Here is a 17,106-nt window from a genome sequence, read left to right on the forward strand (position 1 = left end):
CGAGTCTGATCCACGAGTTTGATCCACAAGCCCGAGAGGTGAACGATCTGTTCATGCCCGTCATCCCGGACCACCCCTTCCCCGAAATGGGCCACGCCTTCACCGTCGACGTGAGTGCCGACGGTGAGTGGATCGCGGCCAGCAGTTACATCGGCGCGCGTGCCGTCAGGTCCCAGGTAGGGATCTACCGCGCCGCCGACCTCTCCCTCTGGCACCTCGTGGAGCTGGACCAGAGCATTGAGGGACTCGCCTTCCACCCCGCCCTCCCGCTGCTGGCCATCGCCACGGAGGAGGGCGACGAGGCGTACCGCCGTGGGGAGTTGGTGCTGTACGAGCCGGGGACCCGGCGCCGTACCGCCGTGCCCTTCGACGAGGTGGGTGTGACGGCGTTGCACTGGATCGACGAGCGCCGTCTGGAGATCGCCGTCGCGGAACCGGACCACGCCTACGAACGCGACGGCTCCGACGCCTACTTGACGTGCGTCGCCGAACGGGACGACTGGCGCGGCTGCCTGGACGACGCGGCGGCGGGCGGGCTCACCTTCGGGCCGCGCACCCCCGTGGACGACGACGGCCCGTCGGCCTGGGACCCGATCCCCCCGAGGCCCCCGCTGGCGGACTTGGCGGACCGGGCGGGGCGGACCTGGAACCGCCGTGACGAGGTCGTCGCCGTGGAGGCGCTCACCGACGGCCGCGTGATCGCCGCCCTGCGCTGCGGCACGCTCCTGGAGTGCTGGTCGGCGGAGGGCGAGCTCCTGTGGTCGGTGCCGGAGCCGGACGACTTCCCGCACCGCTCCGGCGGGCAGCTGTACGTCACGCCGGACGAGGAGACGGCCTGGGTCACGGTCCTCGTCGGGACGAGCGACGACCGGAGCACGCTGCTCCGCCGCATCGCGCTCACGGACGGCACCCAGCTCGCCGAGCACCGGCTCGACTTCCCCGTCGCCATCACGGCGCGTGCGGACGGCGCCTGGGTGGCCCGCGACTCCCGCGACCTGTTCCCGCCGGCGCGCTGGCCACCGTACGAAAGCCGTGTGTACACGCCCTCCGGCAGGCAGCTCGCCACGCTTGAACTCGGCGAGTGCGACCGCTCGTTCGACTTCCGCGTGCGCCGCTCGCCCCACCTGCTCTTCCTCTATGGCACCGAGGAGGAGAACAGCGAGAAGAGCGAGAAGTGGGTCGTCGAGGCCACTCCGAAAGGGATCGAGCCGCTCTTCCCGTTCCTGGAGGAAGCCGCGCCGGACGACTACGTCATGGGCGGCCCCGCCGTGTACGTCCACGACAGCCTCGGCCCGGGCCTCGTCCACTCCGTCCTCGTCAACCGCCGCAACCCCCGTCTCCTGCGCCGCGCCCTCCCGCACGGCGACATCGTCTGGACCTGCCCCACGGACGCCCGCGTGACGGGCGTGGACACCCACGAGGGGCTCGTCCACGTGGTGACCGGCGGGCAGGAACTGCTGACCCTGCGCGCGGACGACGGCAAGGTCATCCACCGCGGGACGACCACCGACGAGGACACCTACGGCCCGTACGCCTTCACTCCGTGCAGCCTGACCGCCGCCCCGAACGGCGACCTGCTGATCGGTACGGCGGAGGGGCGCATCCTCGTGCGCCGAAGTGGCGGCCTGGAGTAGAAACGGGAGGAGAACTGGGTTGTCGGCGACGGCCGCTGTCGGTCAGGGTTCCGGCATGACCGCTGATCACGACACCACGAACACCGCCGGACTCCCCGTACTCGCCGAGGAGATCACGGCGTACTACGAACGCGGCGACGAGGACGGGCGGCTGCGGAAGGGCAGCGGGCGACTGGAGTTCTGGCGCACGCAGGACGTCCTGCGCCGGCTGCTGCCGCCCGCTCCGGCGAAGGTGCTGGACGTGGGAGGCGGCAGCGGTGTCCACGCGCAGTGGCTGGCCGCCGACGGGTACGACGTCGAACTCCTCGACCCGGTGCCGCTGCACGTCGAACGGGCCGCGCGGCTCCCTGGCGTCACCGCACACGTCGGCGACGCGCGCGCCCTGCGCCTGCCCGACGAGTCGGCGGACGTCGTCCTGCTGCTCGGCCCGCTCTACCACCTCCCCGAGCGGGAGGACCGGGTCCGGGCCCTCGGCGAGGCCCGGCGCGTGGTGCGCCCTGGGGGAGTGGTGGTCGCCGCGACCATCAACCGGTTCGCGGGGCTGCACGACACCCTCAGCACGGGCCTGTACTTCGACCCCGATCGGCGACCGCAGATCGAGTCCGCCGCCAGGGACGGCCGGATGCGTCCCACCGGAGGGGACAAGTCCCTGTTCACCACGGCCTACTTCCACCAACCCGCCGACGTGCTCGACGAGTTCGCGGCGGCCGGGCTGGCTTCCTCCGGCCAGTACGGTGTTGAAGGCGCGGCCTGGCTGATGGGAGACGTCTCTGCGTGGCTGGACGATCCCGGCCGACGGGAGTCGGTCCTGCGGGCCGTGCGGCAGACCGAGTCCGAGCCGTCGCTGCTCGGCGTCAGCGGCCACCTGCTCACGGCGGGCGGCAGGCGGTAGGCACTCAGGAACCTCACCCCCGGCCCAACACCACCGTCCCCGACGAACAGAACCAGCCCCCGGTCCCGGACGCCACGGCCAGCTGTGGCAAACCCCCGTCGGGCCTCCGTACCTGCCGCTCTTCCGCCACCTCACCCCGTAGCTGCCGTACGGCCTCCACCAGCAGGAACAGGCCCCGCATGCCGGGGTGTTGGGCCGAGAGACCGCCTCCGTCCGTGTTCACCGGCAGCTCCCCGCTCACCAGCAGCCGTCCCTTCCCGGCGTCCACGAAGGAACCCCCCTCGCCCTTCGCGCAGAAGCCGAGGTCTTCCAGGGTCACGAGGGTCATGTAGGTGAAGGCGTCGTAGATCTCGGCGAAGTCGATCTCGTCCGGGCGGACCCCGGCGCGCTCGAACGCGAGCCGGCCGCTCACCGCCGCCGGGGACACCGTGAAGTCGGCCCACTCGGACATGGTGGTGTGCGAGACGTGCTCCCCGGTGCCGAGGACCCACACCGGGGCCGTACGGCAGTCGCGTACGTACTCCTCGGCCGCCAGCAGCACCGCCGCGCCGCCGTCGGAGCGGATGCAGCAATGCAGCTTGGTGAAGGGGTCCGCGATCACCGGGCCGGACAGGACGTCGTCGACGGTGATCGGGTCGCGGAACATCGCCTCCGGGTTCGCCGCCGCGTTCGCGCGGGCCTGGACCGCGACCGAGGCGAGCTGTTCCGGCGTCGTGCCGTACTGGTGCATATGGCGGCGCGCGGCCATCGCGTACTTGGCGATGAGCGTGTGGCCGTACGGGACTTCGAACTGCAAGGGTCCCCGCGCGCCGAAGGACAGATTGCCCGTGCGCCGCCCCGCCTTGATGTCCGCGCGCGCCGTCGACCCGTACACGAGCAGGACGGCGTTCGCGTGGCCCGCCGCGATCGCGTCGGCCGCGTGCGCCGCCATGACTTCCCAGGTGGAGCCGCCGACAGAGGTGGAGTCGACCCACGTGGGCTTCAGGCCTATGTATTCGGCCACTTCTATGGGGGCCAGTGTGCCAAGGCCCGCCGACGCGAAGCCGTCGATCACCGAGCGGTCCAGGCCCGAGTCGGCCAGCGCACGGCGGGCCGCCTGGGCGTGCAGGGCGTACGGGGTGGTCTCGTCGACGCGGCCGCAGTCGGAGAGGGCCACGCCCGCGACGGCGACCTTGCGCCGACTCGGCATGCCACTCGATATGCCCGAGGTGCGCTGACCGGAAGTCCTGGGAGTTCCTGGCGTCGTCATGGATCTGACGGTACATCAGATACGTACCCCGCCGGAGGCGGTCGCACCCCTGTGCATCTGTGACCCCTCGCCCTAACATGACGGCCCGTCAGATCCGGGATGGATTCGAGGAGCCCGCCCATGGACGCCCGTTTCACCGCCGAACAGGACGAGATCCGCCGTACCCTCCGGGAACTCCTCCTCAAACGCTGCGGTCCGGAGGAGGTGCGGGCCGCCGTGCGGACCCCCGCCGGGTACGACGGCGGTCTCTGGAAGGCGCTCGCGGGGCAGCTCGGGCTGCCCGGGCTCGCCCTTCCCGAGGCGTACGGCGGTGTCGGCTGCTCGGTGACCGAACTCGCCCTCGCCTGCGAGGAGTCGGGGCGCGCCCTCGCTCCCTCGCCGCTGCTGTCCACGGCCGTGCTCGCCGCCCCGCTGGTCCTGGCCCTCGGCAGCGCATCCCAGCGTGCCGGACTGCTGCCGCGCCTCGCCTCGGGCGAGCTGACCGCCGCGCTGGCCGTACCGGGGGCCGGGCTGGCCACCGCGCTCGGCCTGGTCGGCGACAACCGGGGGGACTGGGCGGGCGGCGGGCGCGCCGGGGGCGTACAGGCGCGGCGGGTCGACGGTGTGTGGCGCCTCTATGGGCAGGCGGCACAGGTGCTCGACGGACATAGTGCGGGGCTGCTTGTGGTGGCCGCGCACACAGGGGGATTCGCTCGGTCACGGACGTTGCTGTTCCTGGTGCGGGAGGGTGCCGGGGGGCTCGTACGGGTGCGGCAGACGTCGTTGGACGAGACACGGCCGCAGGCCCGGATCGAACTGCGGGACGTGAAAGCCGAGTTGCTCGGCGAGGGCGACCCCGACGACCTCGACGCGCCCGACGTTCCCGGTGCGCTCGCCGCCGTCGGGGACACCGCCGCCGCCGTGCTCGCCACGGAGGCCGTGGGCGCCGCCGACCGTGCGCTGGAGCGGACCGTCGAGTACGTACGCCAACGCGAGCAGTTCGGGCGGGCGATCGGGTCTTTCCAGGCGGTGAAGCACCGGCTGGCCGATGTGTACGTGGCGGTGCAGGCGGCGCGCTCGGCGGCGTACTACGCGGCCTGGGCGACCGCGCACGGAGAGAACGTCGGCGCACTGGCGCTCGCCCAGGCGCTGGAGGCGCTTCGCACCGCCTCCTCCGAAGGCATCCAGCTGCACGGCGGCATCGGCTTCACCTGGGAGCATGAGGCCCATCTGTACTTCAAGCGCGCGTCCGGCGACGAACTGCTCTTCGGGCCGGTCCACCGGCTGCGCGGGTACGCCGCCGACGCCGCGCGTCTCTTCGACGGCGGCGAGGTGACGGTCTGATGGCCCCCGGAGTCCGACTGGTGCAGAAGGTGTCCTCGACCCGGACCTTCGCGAAGATCGCGCCGCATCTGATCCCCGCCCTGGACCGGGCCGTACACCGGCTCACACGCGGAAAGGTGCTGCTCAGCGCACAGATGCTGCCGGGTGTCATCCTCACCGCGCGGGGCGCGAAGAGCGGCCTGGAACGGCGGACACCGCTGGCTTGCATGCCCGAGGGCACCGGTGCGGGCGGTGCGGGTGGTCCGTCCGGCTGGATCCTCATCGGCTCCAACTTCGGGCGTACGGATCATCCGGCGTGGACGGCCAATCTCCTCGCTCATCCGGACGTCGAGATCAGCTGGAAGGGCGAGGACATCGCCGTCACCGCTCATCTGCTTCAGGGGGAGGAGCGGGACGCGGCGTGGAAGGCGGTGCTGGCGTTCTGGCCGCCGTACGCCACGTATCAGGCGCGGATCGACCGGGAGATCCGGCTGTTCCGGATCGTACGGCGCTGAGCAGGTCGCGGCCGTACGGCACTGAGCCGGTGCCCTAGAGCGTGGCGAGCCGTTCCACCAGCAGGAACCCGCCGATGCCGAGCATCGCCGCGCCGGAGGTGCGGGCCACCGCGCGGGCCGCCGCCGGCCTGGCCCGCAGCACGGCGCGGGCCAGCACACCGACGGTGAGGTAGACGGCGGCGCAGTTGACCATGTGGACCGCGCCGAGCACGGCGGTCTGCGCGGCCACCGGGGCCCCGGCCGCCGGCCTGAGGAACTGCGGCAGTACGGAGAGGTAGAGCAGGAGGCCCTTCGGGTTGAGGCCGCTGATGGCGGCGCCGCGCAGGAACGTGCGTACGGGTGAGGCCGCGGCGGTGTCGGCGGACGCCCCCGGTGTCGCGGGCCTGCGCAGCACGCCCCACCCCAGCCACACCAGATACGCCGCCCCCGCCACCGTCAGCGCGGTGAGCAGTTCCGGTGACCCCGCCACCAGCACCGCGAGCCCGGCCACCGCGAGCAGGGTGTGGACCGCGTACCCGGCGACGAGTCCCGAGACCGCCGGGAGCACGGAGCGGTCCCGCAGCCCCGCGGAGATCGCGTACGCCCAGTCGGCGCCCGGTACGCACACCAGCAGCAGATCCAAGGCGAGGAAGGCCGTGACCAGCCCCGCGTTCATTCCCCAATCCATACGGGCGACATTAGGCGCGATTGCCCCAAAGGTGTTTTCGAAGTTTGCCCATGATCGCGGTTTCTGGGGGAAGATCTACCCCATGGATGCCGTGGACCAGAAAATTCTTGCCGAGCTCCAGCAGGACGGGCGGCTGACCGTGACGGAGCTGGCCGCGCGGGTGCGGCTCAGCGTCTCGCCGTGTCATCGGAGGCTGCGGGAGCTGGAGCGGTCCGGTGCCATCCGGGGCTATCGCGCGGTGGTGGACCCGGCCGCCGTCGGCCTGACCTTCGAGGCGCTGGTCTTCGTCTCGATGCGCCAGGAGGACCGGGACACCGTCGCCGACTTCGAGCGCGCGCTGGCCGACATCCCGCACGTACTGGACGCGCAACGGCTCTTCGGGGAGCCGGACTATCTGCTACGGGTCGCCACCGCCGACCTCGCGGCCTTCCAGCGGCTCTACGACGACCGGCTGGCGACACTGCCGGGTTGTGCAGCGGCTGACGTCGACGCTCGTGATGAAGCATGTGGTGACGGACCGGCCGCTGCCCGCGTGACCGGCCGGTGCCTTCGTGACCGCCCGCTGCCCGTGCGACGGCCCGTACAGCGCAGCAGGCGGCAGTCCACGCCGATGGACTGCCGCCTGCATGACAGGAGTTGAGGCAAGGGGGAGCGAAGGAGGGGGAGCGAGGGGGAAAGGAAGCGAGGGGGAAAGGGGCAAGAAGGAGCGAAGCGTTACTTCGTCGGCTTCTTGCCGGTTACGCCGAGGTGCACCAACAGCGCGAGATTCGGCTTGAGTTCAGCCTGCTTGACGCCCCACGTCTGGAAGCCCTTCTGGTGCGAGGCCACCGCCGCGAGCATGGCGACAAGGGAACCGGCCATCGCCGCCGGGTTCACGTCCTTGTCGACCTTGCCCTTGGACTGGAGGTCGGTGACCGTGTCCGTAAGGGAGTTGTTCACGGAGTTCAGGATCTTCATACGGATCTTGTAGAACCGCTTGTCGCCCTCGGCGGCGCCCAGATCGACGACCCGCAGGATCGCGTCGTTCCTGCGCCAGAACTCCAGGAAGCCGTCGACGAGTTCCTGCGCGGTCTGCCAGCCGGCCTTGCCGACCCAGGAACGCCCTTCGAGCAGCTGGGTCAACCCGGCGCCCTCCGCGGCCATTTGCTCGGCGATCTCCAGGACGGCGCCTTCGACGTCCGGGAAGTACTGGTAGAAGGTCGCGGGCGAAGTCCCCGCCTTCCGGGCGACATCAATGACTTTGACGTCCCGGTAGGGCGAGGAGCTGAGCATCTCGCTGAGGCAGTCGAGCAGCTTCTGCCGAGTCGCCTGCCCACGCCGTCCGGCCACGCGGCCGTCGACGGTACGCACTTGTCCTGTCATGCCGTCAGCTTACCGAGGGGTGATCGGAGCGCGATTCGGCCGACTGCAAATGGGGTGTGGCCGTTCGGCGCGAGGGTACGCAGGGGGTTCACGAGGGTGCACGGGAGAGATTCACGAGCGTTTCCGGGGTTCACGGGGGTGGGTGCCTCTGCTCTGCGGGATGCGTGAAGGGCCGTTAGCTTGGCCGCATGGCCGAATCAGCCGTTTTCGCCGACTTCACCGAGGGCGTGCCCTGCTGGGTCGACGCGCAGCTCCCCGACGTGGAGGCGGGCAAGCGTTTCTACGGCGAGCTCTTCGGCTGGACCTTCGCGGAGGGATACGGCCCGTCCGGCCTGGCGCATCTCGACGGTGAGCCGGTCGCCGGGCTCACGCCCAAGCTGGACGGCCGGATGCCCACCGTATGGACGGTGTACTTCGCGACGCCCGACGTCATCGGGCTCTCCCGGCGGATCATGGACGCGGGCGGGCAGGTCATCACCACCCCGACGGCGGTCGGCCTCTCCGGCGAACTGGGCACGATGGCCCTCGCGGCCGACTCCGAGGGCGCTGTCTTCGGCCTCTGGCAGGCCGGCACCCACCCCGGCTTCGGCAAGCGGCACCAGCGGCGCACCTTCTGCTGGGCCGAGCTGTACGCACGGGACACCACGGCCGTCGACCGTTTCTACGGCACCCTCTTCCACGACGCCCTCTTCGGCCCCGACGCGACCCCCGACTTCGGCCGCGCCCCCGTCTCCGACTTCTTCCCGGCCGAAATGCCGCCCCACTTCCTCGTCCACTTCGGCGTCGAGGACTGTGAGGCGGTACTCGGGACGGTGAACCGGCTCGGCGGCCGTGTCCAGGCGACACCCTTCGACACGTCGTACGGACGGGTGGCCGTCGTCACGGACAATCAAGGGGCGTCCTTCGCCGTACTTCAGCGGTGAGGGGCCGTACTTCAGTGGTGAAGGGCCGTACTTCAGTGGTGAAGGGCCGTACTTCATGAGCTCTTCAGTGGTGATGAGCTGTACTTCAAAGGTGAACAGTCGCGTTTCGGCCTGAACATGGCCGCGCCGACCCCCAGGAGCGGGTGGAATGTCCCGAGACACCCCGATCCGCCCCCGGGTTCGCAACCTGTGGCTCGGCCAGGAAGAATCAGGGTGCGTGCCGCCATGGCGGTGCGGTGGTGAGACGCTGCACTGGGCCGCGTTCATACGTGGATGACGTGGCTCGTACGGGGAGGTGGCAGGCAAGTGGTGGATCAGCTGACGCAGCACGATCCGCGGCGGATCGGGCCGTTCGAGGTGCTGGGACGGCTGGGTGCCGGCGGCATGGGGCTGGTCTATCTCGCGCGCTCGGCTTCCGGCCGGCGCGTGGCGATCAAGACGGTCAGGACGGAGCTCGCCGAGGACCAGCTGTTCCGGGTCCGCTTCTCGCGTGAGGTCGAGGCGGCCCGCGCCGTGTCCGGCTTCTACACGGCGGCCGTGGTCGACGCCGACGCGCGCGCCGCGGTGCCGTGGCTGGCCACCGCGTATGTGCCCGCGCCCTCGCTGGAAGAAATAGTGAATGAGTGCGGGCCGATGCCGGCCCAGGCGGTGCGCTGGCTGGCGGCGGGCGTCGCGGAGGCCCTCCAGTCGATCCACGGCGCGGGTCTCGTCCACCGTGACCTCAAGCCCTCCAACGTCCTCGTCGTCGAGGACGGACCGCGCGTGATCGACTTCGGCATCGCGTCCGGCGTCTCGAACACCCGCCTGACCATGACGAACGTCGCCGTCGGTACGCCCGCGTACATGTCCCCCGAGCAGGCCAAGGACTCGCGCAGCGTGACCGGCGCGAGCGACGTCTTCTCGCTGGGATCGATGCTGGTGTTCGCCGCGACCGGCCACGCGCCCTTCCATGGCGCGAACCCGGTCGAGACGGTGTTCATGCTGCTGCGCGAGGGCCCGGACCTCGAAGGCCTGCCCGCCGAGCTGCGCCCGCTCATCGAGTCCTGCATGCAGATGGAGGCGACGGCGCGCCCCAACCCCGCCGACCTCCAGGCCCAGCTCGCGCCCCACCTCTTCGGCTCCGGCTCCGACGACAGCGGTACGGCGTCGGCGTGGCTGCCCGAGCGGGCGGTGGGCCTGATCGAGACGCGCCGCGGCGGCCGTCCGCCCGTGAAGCCCTCCTCCGGGGGGAGTGGACGGAGCGGTGGGGGGCGCGCGCCTGTGCCCGCACCCCCCTCGCACGCGCCTGTGCCCGTGGGGGCGCCCGACACCGGTCCCGTGCGCCTCGCGGGCGCCCAGGTGCCCATCGGCCCCGGCCCGCGCGTCGCGGACGCCCGCGCGGCCGCCGTGAAGGCGCCCCCTCCGGAAGCCGGGCTCGCGGCGTCCTGGTCCCGGCCGCGCGCCGGCGTGAACGGTGCCGATCCGGCGCCCGCGCCCACCGTCGCGCCCCCCGCGCCCGATTCACCCTCCGGCTGGCGCCCCTGGCGCTTCCGAATGTCCAACGACGTCTGGGGTACGCCCTCGGTCGCCGGCGACCTCGTCTACGTCACCTCCTTCGAAGTCCACGCCCTCGACGTCGCGACCGGCCGGCGCCGCTTCAAGACGCGCGACGTGGCGTGGTCGATGGCGGTCGCGGACGGCCGTATCCACGCCTCGGACGGCCCCACGCTGTTCGCGCTGGACGCCCGCGAGGGAGGCGACCTCTGGCGCCTGTCGACGGACGCCTGGGTGTACTCGCTCAAGGCCGACCGGGGGACGGTCGTCACCGGCACGCGCGGTGGCGGAGTCCAGGCGTGGGAGGCCTCCAACGGCCAGAAACTCTGGGAGCTGACCGGCGCCCAGACCGACTTCGAGTCCCCGGAGGCCGGCCCCGCCATCCACGACGGCACGGTGTACGTCTGGAAGGACGCCCGGCTGCGCGCCCTGGAGGCCCGTACCGGTGAGGAGCGCTGGTCGTACCCGATCGGCGACGCGGCCTCCTGCGGCGGCGTCCCGGTCCGTCTGACCCAGGCGGCCGACGGCTACGTCTACGTCTCCGCCGGCACCCGCGTCCTCGCCGTCGACGTGGCGAGCGGGCACGTCCGCTGGCACTTCGAGGCCCCGGCGGTCTTCCTCTGTCCGCCCACCTTCGCGCCGGGCCCGGCGGTGACGGGCGGCGGCGTGTACCTGGCCGACTACCTCGGCACGGTCTACGCCCTCGATGCCACCGACGGCCGCGACCGCTGGCGCATCGCCACCGAGTCCCGCGCCTCCATCGAGCCGGTGCTTGTGGCCGCCGGGCACGTCCACGTCGGCAGCGGCAAGGGTCTGTACACCCTCGACGCCGTCACCGGCACACCGAAGTGGCGCTTCCAGGCCGGCGGCGACCTCGTCGGCGCCCCCGCCGTCGCCGACGGCCGCATCCACTTCGGCTCCACCGACCATCTCCTGTACACCCTGAAGTCCGACGACGGACGACTCCGCTGGAAGCTGGCGACCGGGGGTGAGATCACCGGGGCTCCGGTGGTCAAGGACGGGGTGGTGTACGCGTGCAGCAAGGATCGGTGCGTGTACGCGCTGGACGCGGAGAAGGGGACGGGCACGGCTCGCACGACGTGAGGGGTTTCTCGCCCCCGCCGCCCCAGACCCCGTAGGCGGGTTCTTTGGCTGCGGGTGGGTGGGGGCTGGTCCAAAAGATTGCGCAGTTCCCCGCGCCCCTAAAAGGGGCGCGGGGAACTGCGCAATCTTTTAGGGGGGTCTGGGGGCACAGCCCCCAGGAACGGATGGGACGGGTAGGGGCGGCGGGGGCGAAAAATGTGACGGCCGTCGTGCCGGGCACGGAAGGGGGCTTCGGACGGCGGCCGTCTCGATGCAGACGCTACGCCGCGTGCGACGAACCCGCCACGCGGAGCCACCGGGGGTCACCGCAGCCGGAAGCCGGGGCGGCGGGCCGTGAACAGCCCCGCCTGCCGTTCCCCCGGCAGATTCCCGAGCGACACGAGCTGCGGCGCATGCGCGAGCGCCTGCGCCCGAGCCGCCTCCTTGGCCAGCCACAACGCCCGCACCGTCCCCTGCACCGCCTCCACCGGATACGAGGCGATGACAGCGGCACAATCGACGGCCGCCCCCAACGCCGCACCGGGCGCAGTGAGTTCCGACACCAGCCCCACCTCGTACGCCCGCCGCGCCGACACCCGCTCGGCCGTCCCCATCAACGCCATCCGCGCCACCTCCCCGAACGGCATCCGCTGCGCCATGTAGATCGACTCGTACGCGCTGACCATCCCGTACGTCGTATGCGGGTCGAAGAAGGTCGCCGCTTCGTCGGCCACCACGAACTCCGCCTCGCCCAGCAGATAGAAGGCACCCCCGCAGGCGATCCCGTTCACGGCGGCGATCACGGGCTTCCACAGGTCGTTCGCCTTCGGCCCGATCGCGACGAGCGGATCGTCCACCATGTAGGGGGAGCCGGGCTGCGGCACGACGACGTCCCGGTCGATCCCCGTACAGAACGCCCGCGTGCCCGCCCCGGTGATGACGACCGCCCGTACGGTGTCGTCGAACCGGAACTCCCGCCAGGCGGCCGCGAGTTCGGCGGCCGTGTCGAGGTCGATGGCGTTGAGCTTCGCGGGCCGGTCGAGGGTGAGGACGGCGACGCCGGTGTCCTTGTCGGCGGTGACGCGCAGCCCGTCGCTCACGGCCGCTCCAGAACCCAGCGGGGCACGGCCACACCGTTCACCTCGGCGAACACCACCTGCACCCGCGCCCCGATCCGGATCCGTTCCTGCGGGACGGAGTTGAGCGCCTCACCGGCACCGCTCACCAGATTCCCCACGAGCCGAATCCGGGGGGCGTCCGCCAGCTCCACCACGATCGCGTTGTACGGGGCCTGCTCCGCGTAGGCGGGAAGCAGCGGCGGATGCGGGATGACGAACGACCAGACCCTCCCCCTGCCGCTCATCTCCCGCCATTCGCTCGCGAAGGAGTGGCAGTGCGGGCAGCAGGGCCGGGGCGGAAAGCGCAGCTCGCCGCAGCCGGCGCAGGACTGGATCCGGAGTTCGCCTCGGGCCGCGTACTCCCAGAAGGGGGCGCCGTCGTCGTCGGGGACGGGCGAGAGAAGGGACTGGTCCGAGGTCGTGGCGTGAGTGGCGTTCGTGGTGCTCGTAGCGTTCGTGGCATTCGTGGTGCTCGTAGCGTTCGTGGAGTTGATGGTGGTCATGGCGGCGGCTCCTCAGGCCCGGAGTAGAAGCGCGGACGTCGGTACGCCCTCACCCGCCGTGACCAGGCAGGTGGCGGCGCCGGGGACTTGGGCCGTACTGGTCCCGCGCAGTTGCTTCACGCCCTCGTTGATCAGGTTGAAGCCGTGCACGTACGCCTCGCTGAGCCCGCCCCCGCCGGTGTTGACGGGCAGCCGCCCGCCGATCTCCAGCGCGCCGCCCTCCGTGAAGGCCGCGCCTTCCCCTCTCCCGCAGAAGCCGTATCCCTCAAGGGAGAGCGGTATGAGAGGCGTGAACGCGTCGTAGATCTGTGCCACATCGACATCGTCCGGTGTGAAGTCGGCGTGTTTCCACAGGTGTCGGGCGGCGGTCCAGGCGGGGCCGGTGAGCGGGTCGTCGTTCCAGTAGTTGACCATGCCGTGGTGCTGGGCGGGCAGGCCCTGGGCGGCGGAGTGGACGTAGACGGGGCGTCGGCGGCAGTCGCGGGCGCGCTCGGCGGAGACGATCACGCAGGCCAACGCCCCGTCCGTCTCAAGGCAGTTGTCGAAGAGGCAGAGGGGTTCGCTGATCCAGCGGGAGGTCATGTACATCTCGCGGGTCAACGGCCGCTCGTACATGATCGCGGCCGGGTTCTGGTTGGCGCGGTTCCGGCAGGCGAGGGCGACGTTGAAGAGGTGGTCGCGGGTGGCGCCGTACTCGTGCATGTAGCGGCGCGCGAGCATGCCGATCTCGTCGGCGGGCCGGAGGAGGCCGAAGGGGCGGGTCCACTGGGCGGGAGTGGGGAGTTGGACGCTGGTGTTCTTCCACGGCCGGGGCCCGGACCCGCGCTTCCGCGACCGCCAGGCCACCCCCACCGTCGCCTGCCCGCCGGCGATGGCGGCGGCGAGATGCGCGACGGTGGCGCAGGATCCGCCCCCGCCGTACCCGACCTTGCTGAAGAAGGTGAGGTCGCCCAGACCGACGGCCTTGGCCACCTCCACCTCGTCCGTCTCCTCCATGGTGTAGGAGGCGAGCCCGTCGACCTCGGCTGGTGCGATCCCGGCGTCGTCGAGGGCGGCGAGGATCGCCCGACAGGCCAAGGCCTTCTCGGATTCGGGGAGTTGTTTGGCGAAGGGGGTCTGCCCGATCCCGACGACGGCTGTGGCGTCCTTGATCCCCGGCATGGGTGCACCTCCACAGAAGGTCCCGGCTGCTGACAGGGCGTCAGGCTACAGCTAATCTGACGGTCAGTCAGCTAGTGTGCTTGGGCCGGTGGGAGGCGGGCGATGCGCGGAGACCTGGAGTGGGGCGGCATCCCGGGACTGGTGCGGTCGGCGGCGACGCGGTTCGCGGATCGGGAGGCGGTCGTCGAGGGCCGTACACGAGTGTCATACGCCGAGTTGGGCGCCCGCGTGGAACGTGCGGCGGCGGCCTGCGTCGCGAACGGGGTACGGCTCGGCGACCGCGTCGCCATCTGGGCGCCGAACACCCTCGACTGGATCGTCTCGGCGCTGGGCGCGGTGTCGGCGGGGGCGGTGCTGGTGCCGCTGAACACGCGGTTCAAGGGCACGGAGGCGGCGTACGTCCTCTCCCGGAGCCGGGCGAAACTGCTGTTCGTGACGGGGACCTTCCTGGGGACGTCGTATGTGGCGTCGCTGCGGCGGGCCGCGGGGGAGGGACAGGGGGAGGGGGAGGGGAAGGGCGCCGGCCCGCTCCCGGGCCTCCCGCACCTGGAACAGGTGGTCGTCCTCGCGGACGACGCCCCCGCCGACTTCCGTACCTGGAAGGACTTCCTGGCGAGCGGGGAGGGCGTGGGAGCGGAGGAGGTACGGCAGCGGGGGGACACCGTGTCCGGCTCCTGCGCCTCGGACATCATCTTTACGTCGGGCACGACGGGCCGCCCCAAGGGCGCCCTGATCACCCACGCCCAGACACTCCGCGGCTACGAGATCTGGAGCGACCTCGCGGGCCTGCGCGAGGGCGACCGCTACCTGATCGTGAACCCCTTCTTCCACACCTTCGGCTACAAGGCGGGCATCGTCGCCTGTCTGATGCGCGGCGCGACGATGATCCCGCAGCCGGTGTTCAACGTGGACACGGTGCTGGCGAACGTGGCGTCGGAGCGCATCTCGGTCCTCCCGGGCCCGCCCACCCTCCACCAGTCACTCCTGGACCACCCCTCCCGCGACGCGTACGACCTCTCGGCGCTCCGTCTGGTGGTGACGGGAGCGGCGGTGGTTCCTCTGCGCCTGGTGGAACGCCTGAAGTCGGAGCTGAAGATCGACACGGTCCTGACGGCGTACGGACTGTCTGAGGCGAGCGGCATCGTCACGATGTGCCGCCGGGGTGACGAGGCGCAGGTGATCGCCTCGACTTCGGGCCGGGCGATCCCGGACACGGAGATACGGGTCGAGGCGGCCCTCGGCTCCCCGGGCGAGGTCCTGGTCCGCGGATTCAACGTCATGCAGGGCTACTTCGAGGATCCGGACGCCACGGCGACGGTCCTCGACGCCGACGGCTGGCTGCACACGGGCGACGTCGGCGTCCTCGACGACGCCGGCAACCTCCGTATCACCGACCGCATCAAGGACATGTTCATCGTCGGCGGCTTCAACGCCTACCCCGCCGAGATCGAGCAACTCCTCGGCCTGCACCCGGATGTGGCCGACGTCGCGGTGATCGGCGTACCGGACGGCCGCCTGGGCGAGGTGGGCAAGGCGTACGTGGTCCGCCGGGCGGGGGCCGTACTGACCGCCGACGACCTCATCGCGTGGTCTCGGCGCGAGATGGCGAACTACAAGGTGCCGCGGATGGTGGAGTTCGTGGGGGAGCTGCCGCGGAACGCGAGCGGGAAGGTGGTGAAGGGGGAGTTGCGGGGACAGTGAGGCCAGGTGGTCAGGCGGGTCCCGAGGCTGCGAATGAGGCTGCCGGAAAAACTTCCGGCCGTCGTGTCACACCCGTACGCCCCCCGGTGTCAATCCAGTGACGGACGGACACACCAGCCCGGGCGGATCGGATCAACCCCCGCCCCGGCACCCCTGACAAGGAGCCTCCCCATGTCCATTGCCCACATCATCGTGACCATCCTCGCCGCCGCCATGTCGGGCTACTCGGCCGGCGCCATCCTTTTCCGCGCCCAGTGGGTCATCCAGGCCCTGACCGACTACAGCGTCCCCCGCTCGTGGTGGCCCTGGCTCGGTGCGGCGAAGGCCGCGGGGGCGGCGGGCCTGCTGGTCGGCCTGTTCGTACCACCGCTCGGCGTCGCGGCCGGGATCGGCCTGGTCCTCTACTTCAGCGGTGCGGCGGTGACCGTGGCCCGGGCGCGCTGGTACTCGCACATTCCGTTCCCGCTGGTGTACGCGGCGCCGGTGGTGGGGGCGCTGGCGCTGGGGCTGGCTGTCTGAGGGCGCTGGAGCGACGCGCTCCCCTGTCTGCTCGCTGAGGGGGCGGAATCCGCCGCATTCGCGGACGCCGCCCCCTCAGCGCGCGCCGCTGCCGGAATCGGTCGCACCCAGGGCGGCGCGGATCTGGGCAAGCATCCCCGCCGCCCGGTGAAAGACGTCCTCCGCAGTGAAGCGCAGCAGTGTCCGGACCTCGGGGCACTGGAGGATCTGGTTGAAGCGGTGCAGGTCGCGGCGGTGGGCGTCGCGGGTGCCGTGATAGGCGTAGCCCTCGATCTCCACTCCCAGGCCCTCGGCACGGAAGAGGAAGTCCAGGAAACGGCGGCGTCCGTCGGGGGTACGCAACTCGGCCTGGGGCTCGGGCCGGAGGCCGACGTCGTGCATCCGCAGGCGCGCGATCGTCTCCGCCGGGGACCCGGAGTTCGGGTCGGCGAGCCGCAGCCTGTCTCGCGCTCGGGGCGCTCCGAGGAGCGAGGCTTCGAGGGCGGCGGCGAGCGCGGCCGGCGTGGTGAGCGGGGCGCGCCGCACGGAGCCGACCCTGCGCCGGGTGAGTGCCGACTCCACGGCGACGAGGGCGTCGTCCCTCGGTTCGGCCCGCAGGAGGTCGGCGACGGTGCGGTTCACTCCGGTGACCCGCAGCCCTTGCCGTTCCACGACCTCGCATGGGGCGAGGGGGATCCGGTGCACCTGTACGCCCTCGCCGCCGCGCCGGACGCTGAGCCCGGGGTCCGTGAAGTCCAGGGTGGTTCGGTTGCTTACGGGGCCCAGCGTCTCGATCCGCCAGAGCCGGGCCGCCGAACGGTGACTCACGACGAGCTGGGGCTTGAGGAGCTGCGCGGCCTTGAGAAGCGTGAGGAGGTCCACGTCCCACCCCGGCTGGACCCAGGCACCCGCCTGAACCCGCGTCCACCCCTCGTCACCCAGCCGCCGAAAGAGAGAGACCCGAG

General features: G+C 71.4%; 15 protein-coding genes and 1 pseudogene. 9 read left to right on the forward strand and 7 right to left on the reverse strand.

Annotated elements, in window-relative coordinates:
* Nucleotides 1–53 precede the first annotated feature (53 nt).
* Both OIC96_RS27090 and OIC96_RS27095 read left to right on the forward strand, forming a co-directional pair.
* A complete protein-coding gene (locus tag OIC96_RS27090) occupies nt 54–1,634 on the forward strand; it encodes a hypothetical protein (RefSeq protein WP_330305353.1) in 1,581 nt (526 codons plus the stop codon).
* A 55-nt stretch (nt 1,635–1,689) separates the two neighbouring features.
* Nucleotides 1,690–2,526: a class I SAM-dependent methyltransferase gene (locus tag OIC96_RS27095; protein ID WP_330305352.1), complete on the forward strand. Its 837-nt coding sequence runs from the start codon at nt 1,690–1,692 to the stop codon at nt 2,524–2,526.
* A 13-nt stretch (nt 2,527–2,539) separates the two neighbouring features.
* Here OIC96_RS27095 and OIC96_RS27100 read toward each other — a convergent pair whose 3' ends face one another.
* A complete protein-coding gene (locus OIC96_RS27100) occupies nt 2,540–3,715 on the reverse strand; it encodes a thiolase C-terminal domain-containing protein (protein WP_330310159.1) in 1,176 nt (391 codons plus the stop codon).
* A 180-nt stretch (nt 3,716–3,895) separates the two neighbouring features.
* Here OIC96_RS27100 and OIC96_RS27105 point away from each other — a divergent pair, with 180 nt between their 5' ends.
* Nucleotides 3,896–5,098, forward strand: a complete 1,203-nt coding sequence (locus OIC96_RS27105; protein WP_330305351.1) for an acyl-CoA dehydrogenase family protein — start codon at nt 3,896–3,898, stop codon at nt 5,096–5,098.
* The gene (locus tag OIC96_RS27110) at nt 5,098–5,592 is read left to right on the forward strand and encodes a nitroreductase family deazaflavin-dependent oxidoreductase (RefSeq protein ID WP_330305350.1); all 495 of its coding nucleotides are present in this window, start codon (nt 5,098–5,100) and stop codon (nt 5,590–5,592) included. The genes OIC96_RS27105 and OIC96_RS27110 overlap by 1 nt, the downstream gene beginning before the upstream one ends.
* A 34-nt stretch (nt 5,593–5,626) precedes the next feature.
* Here OIC96_RS27110 and OIC96_RS27115 read toward each other — a convergent pair whose 3' ends face one another.
* Entirely contained in the window at nt 5,627–6,247 is a 621-nt protein-coding gene (locus tag OIC96_RS27115; RefSeq protein WP_330305349.1) for a LysE family translocator, read from the reverse strand.
* Between the two features lie 94 nt (nt 6,248–6,341).
* Here OIC96_RS27115 and OIC96_RS27120 point away from each other — a divergent pair.
* Nucleotides 6,342–6,795: pseudogene (locus tag OIC96_RS27120) on the forward strand (Lrp/AsnC family transcriptional regulator).
* Between the two features lie 178 nt (nt 6,796–6,973).
* Here the strand turns inward: OIC96_RS27120 and OIC96_RS27125 are convergent.
* Complete coding sequence (locus tag OIC96_RS27125) at nt 6,974–7,609, reverse strand: TetR family transcriptional regulator (protein ID WP_327435070.1); 636 nt, start codon at nt 7,607–7,609, stop codon at nt 6,974–6,976.
* Nucleotides 7,610–7,809: 200 nt separating this feature from the next.
* Here OIC96_RS27125 and OIC96_RS27130 point away from each other — a divergent pair, with 200 nt between their 5' ends.
* Both OIC96_RS27130 and OIC96_RS27135 read left to right on the forward strand, forming a co-directional pair.
* The gene (locus tag OIC96_RS27130; RefSeq protein WP_330305348.1) at nt 7,810–8,544 is read left to right on the forward strand and encodes a VOC family protein; all 735 of its coding nucleotides are present in this window, start codon (nt 7,810–7,812) and stop codon (nt 8,542–8,544) included.
* Nucleotides 8,545–8,850: 306 nt separating this feature from the next.
* On the forward strand, nt 8,851–11,181 hold the full coding sequence (locus tag OIC96_RS27135; protein WP_330305347.1) for a serine/threonine-protein kinase: 2,331 nt from the start codon (nt 8,851–8,853) through the stop codon (nt 11,179–11,181).
* 302 nt (nt 11,182–11,483) lie between these two features.
* Here OIC96_RS27135 and OIC96_RS27140 read toward each other — a convergent pair whose 3' ends face one another.
* Genes OIC96_RS27140 through OIC96_RS27150 form a run of 3 tightly spaced genes read right to left on the reverse strand, consistent with a single transcriptional unit; the run spans nt 11,484 to nt 13,942 of the window.
* Nucleotides 11,484–12,260, reverse strand: a complete 777-nt coding sequence (locus OIC96_RS27140) for an enoyl-CoA hydratase/isomerase family protein (protein ID WP_330305346.1) — start codon at nt 12,258–12,260, stop codon at nt 11,484–11,486.
* Nucleotides 12,257–12,781 (reverse strand): Zn-ribbon domain-containing OB-fold protein, encoded by a 525-nt coding sequence (locus tag OIC96_RS27145; protein ID WP_330305345.1) that lies wholly within the window; start codon nt 12,779–12,781, stop codon nt 12,257–12,259. The genes OIC96_RS27140 and OIC96_RS27145 overlap by 4 nt, the downstream gene beginning before the upstream one ends.
* A 12-nt stretch (nt 12,782–12,793) precedes the next feature.
* Nucleotides 12,794–13,942 (reverse strand): lipid-transfer protein, encoded by a 1,149-nt coding sequence (locus OIC96_RS27150; RefSeq protein ID WP_330305344.1) that lies wholly within the window; start codon nt 13,940–13,942, stop codon nt 12,794–12,796.
* Between the two features lie 102 nt (nt 13,943–14,044).
* Between OIC96_RS27150 and OIC96_RS27155 the strand changes: the two genes are divergently transcribed.
* Nucleotides 14,045–15,643: a FadD3 family acyl-CoA ligase gene (locus OIC96_RS27155; RefSeq protein ID WP_330305343.1), complete on the forward strand. Its 1,599-nt coding sequence runs from the start codon at nt 14,045–14,047 to the stop codon at nt 15,641–15,643.
* A 171-nt stretch (nt 15,644–15,814) separates the two neighbouring features.
* Complete coding sequence (locus tag OIC96_RS27160) at nt 15,815–16,162, forward strand: DoxX family protein (protein WP_330305342.1); 348 nt, start codon at nt 15,815–15,817, stop codon at nt 16,160–16,162.
* A gap of 75 nt (nt 16,163–16,237) precedes the next feature.
* Here the strand turns inward: OIC96_RS27160 and OIC96_RS27165 are convergent, their stop codons facing one another.
* Nucleotides 16,238–17,023 carry a hypothetical protein gene (locus OIC96_RS27165; RefSeq protein WP_330305341.1) on the reverse strand — a complete coding sequence of 262 codons (786 nt, stop codon included), beginning with the start codon at nt 17,021–17,023 and terminating at the stop codon, nt 16,238–16,240.
* Between the last annotated feature and the right edge of the window lie 83 nt (nt 17,024–17,106).

This window comes from Streptomyces sp. NBC_00775, assembly GCF_036347135.1.
Classification (GTDB): Bacteria; Actinomycetota; Actinomycetes; order Streptomycetales; family Streptomycetaceae; genus Streptomyces; species Streptomyces lutosisoli.

What these genes read in the sequence shown, in the direction of transcription:
- OIC96_RS27090 (WP_330305353.1), top strand. Translation starts at nt 54, where the DNA reads ATGCCCGTCATCCCGGACCACCCCTTCCCCGAAATGGGCCACGCCTTC.
- OIC96_RS27095 (WP_330305352.1), top strand. Translation starts at nt 1,690, where the DNA reads ATGACCGCTGATCACGACACCACGAACACCGCCGGACTCCCCGTACTC.
- OIC96_RS27100 (WP_330310159.1), bottom strand. Translation starts at nt 3,715, where the DNA reads ATGCCGAGTCGGCGCAAGGTCGCCGTCGCGGGCGTGGCCCTCTCCGAC.
- OIC96_RS27105 (WP_330305351.1), top strand. Translation starts at nt 3,896, where the DNA reads ATGGACGCCCGTTTCACCGCCGAACAGGACGAGATCCGCCGTACCCTC.
- OIC96_RS27110 (WP_330305350.1), top strand. Translation starts at nt 5,098, where the DNA reads ATGGCCCCCGGAGTCCGACTGGTGCAGAAGGTGTCCTCGACCCGGACC.
- OIC96_RS27115 (WP_330305349.1), bottom strand. Translation starts at nt 6,247, where the DNA reads ATGAACGCGGGGCTGGTCACGGCCTTCCTCGCCTTGGATCTGCTGCTG.
- OIC96_RS27130 (WP_330305348.1), top strand. Translation starts at nt 7,810, where the DNA reads ATGGCCGAATCAGCCGTTTTCGCCGACTTCACCGAGGGCGTGCCCTGC.
- OIC96_RS27145 (WP_330305345.1), bottom strand. Translation starts at nt 12,781, where the DNA reads ATGACCACCATCAACTCCACGAACGCTACGAGCACCACGAATGCCACG.
- OIC96_RS27150 (WP_330305344.1), bottom strand. Translation starts at nt 13,942, where the DNA reads ATGCCGGGGATCAAGGACGCCACAGCCGTCGTCGGGATCGGGCAGACC.
- OIC96_RS27155 (WP_330305343.1), top strand. Translation starts at nt 14,045, where the DNA reads ATGCGCGGAGACCTGGAGTGGGGCGGCATCCCGGGACTGGTGCGGTCG.
- OIC96_RS27160 (WP_330305342.1), top strand. Translation starts at nt 15,815, where the DNA reads ATGTCCATTGCCCACATCATCGTGACCATCCTCGCCGCCGCCATGTCG.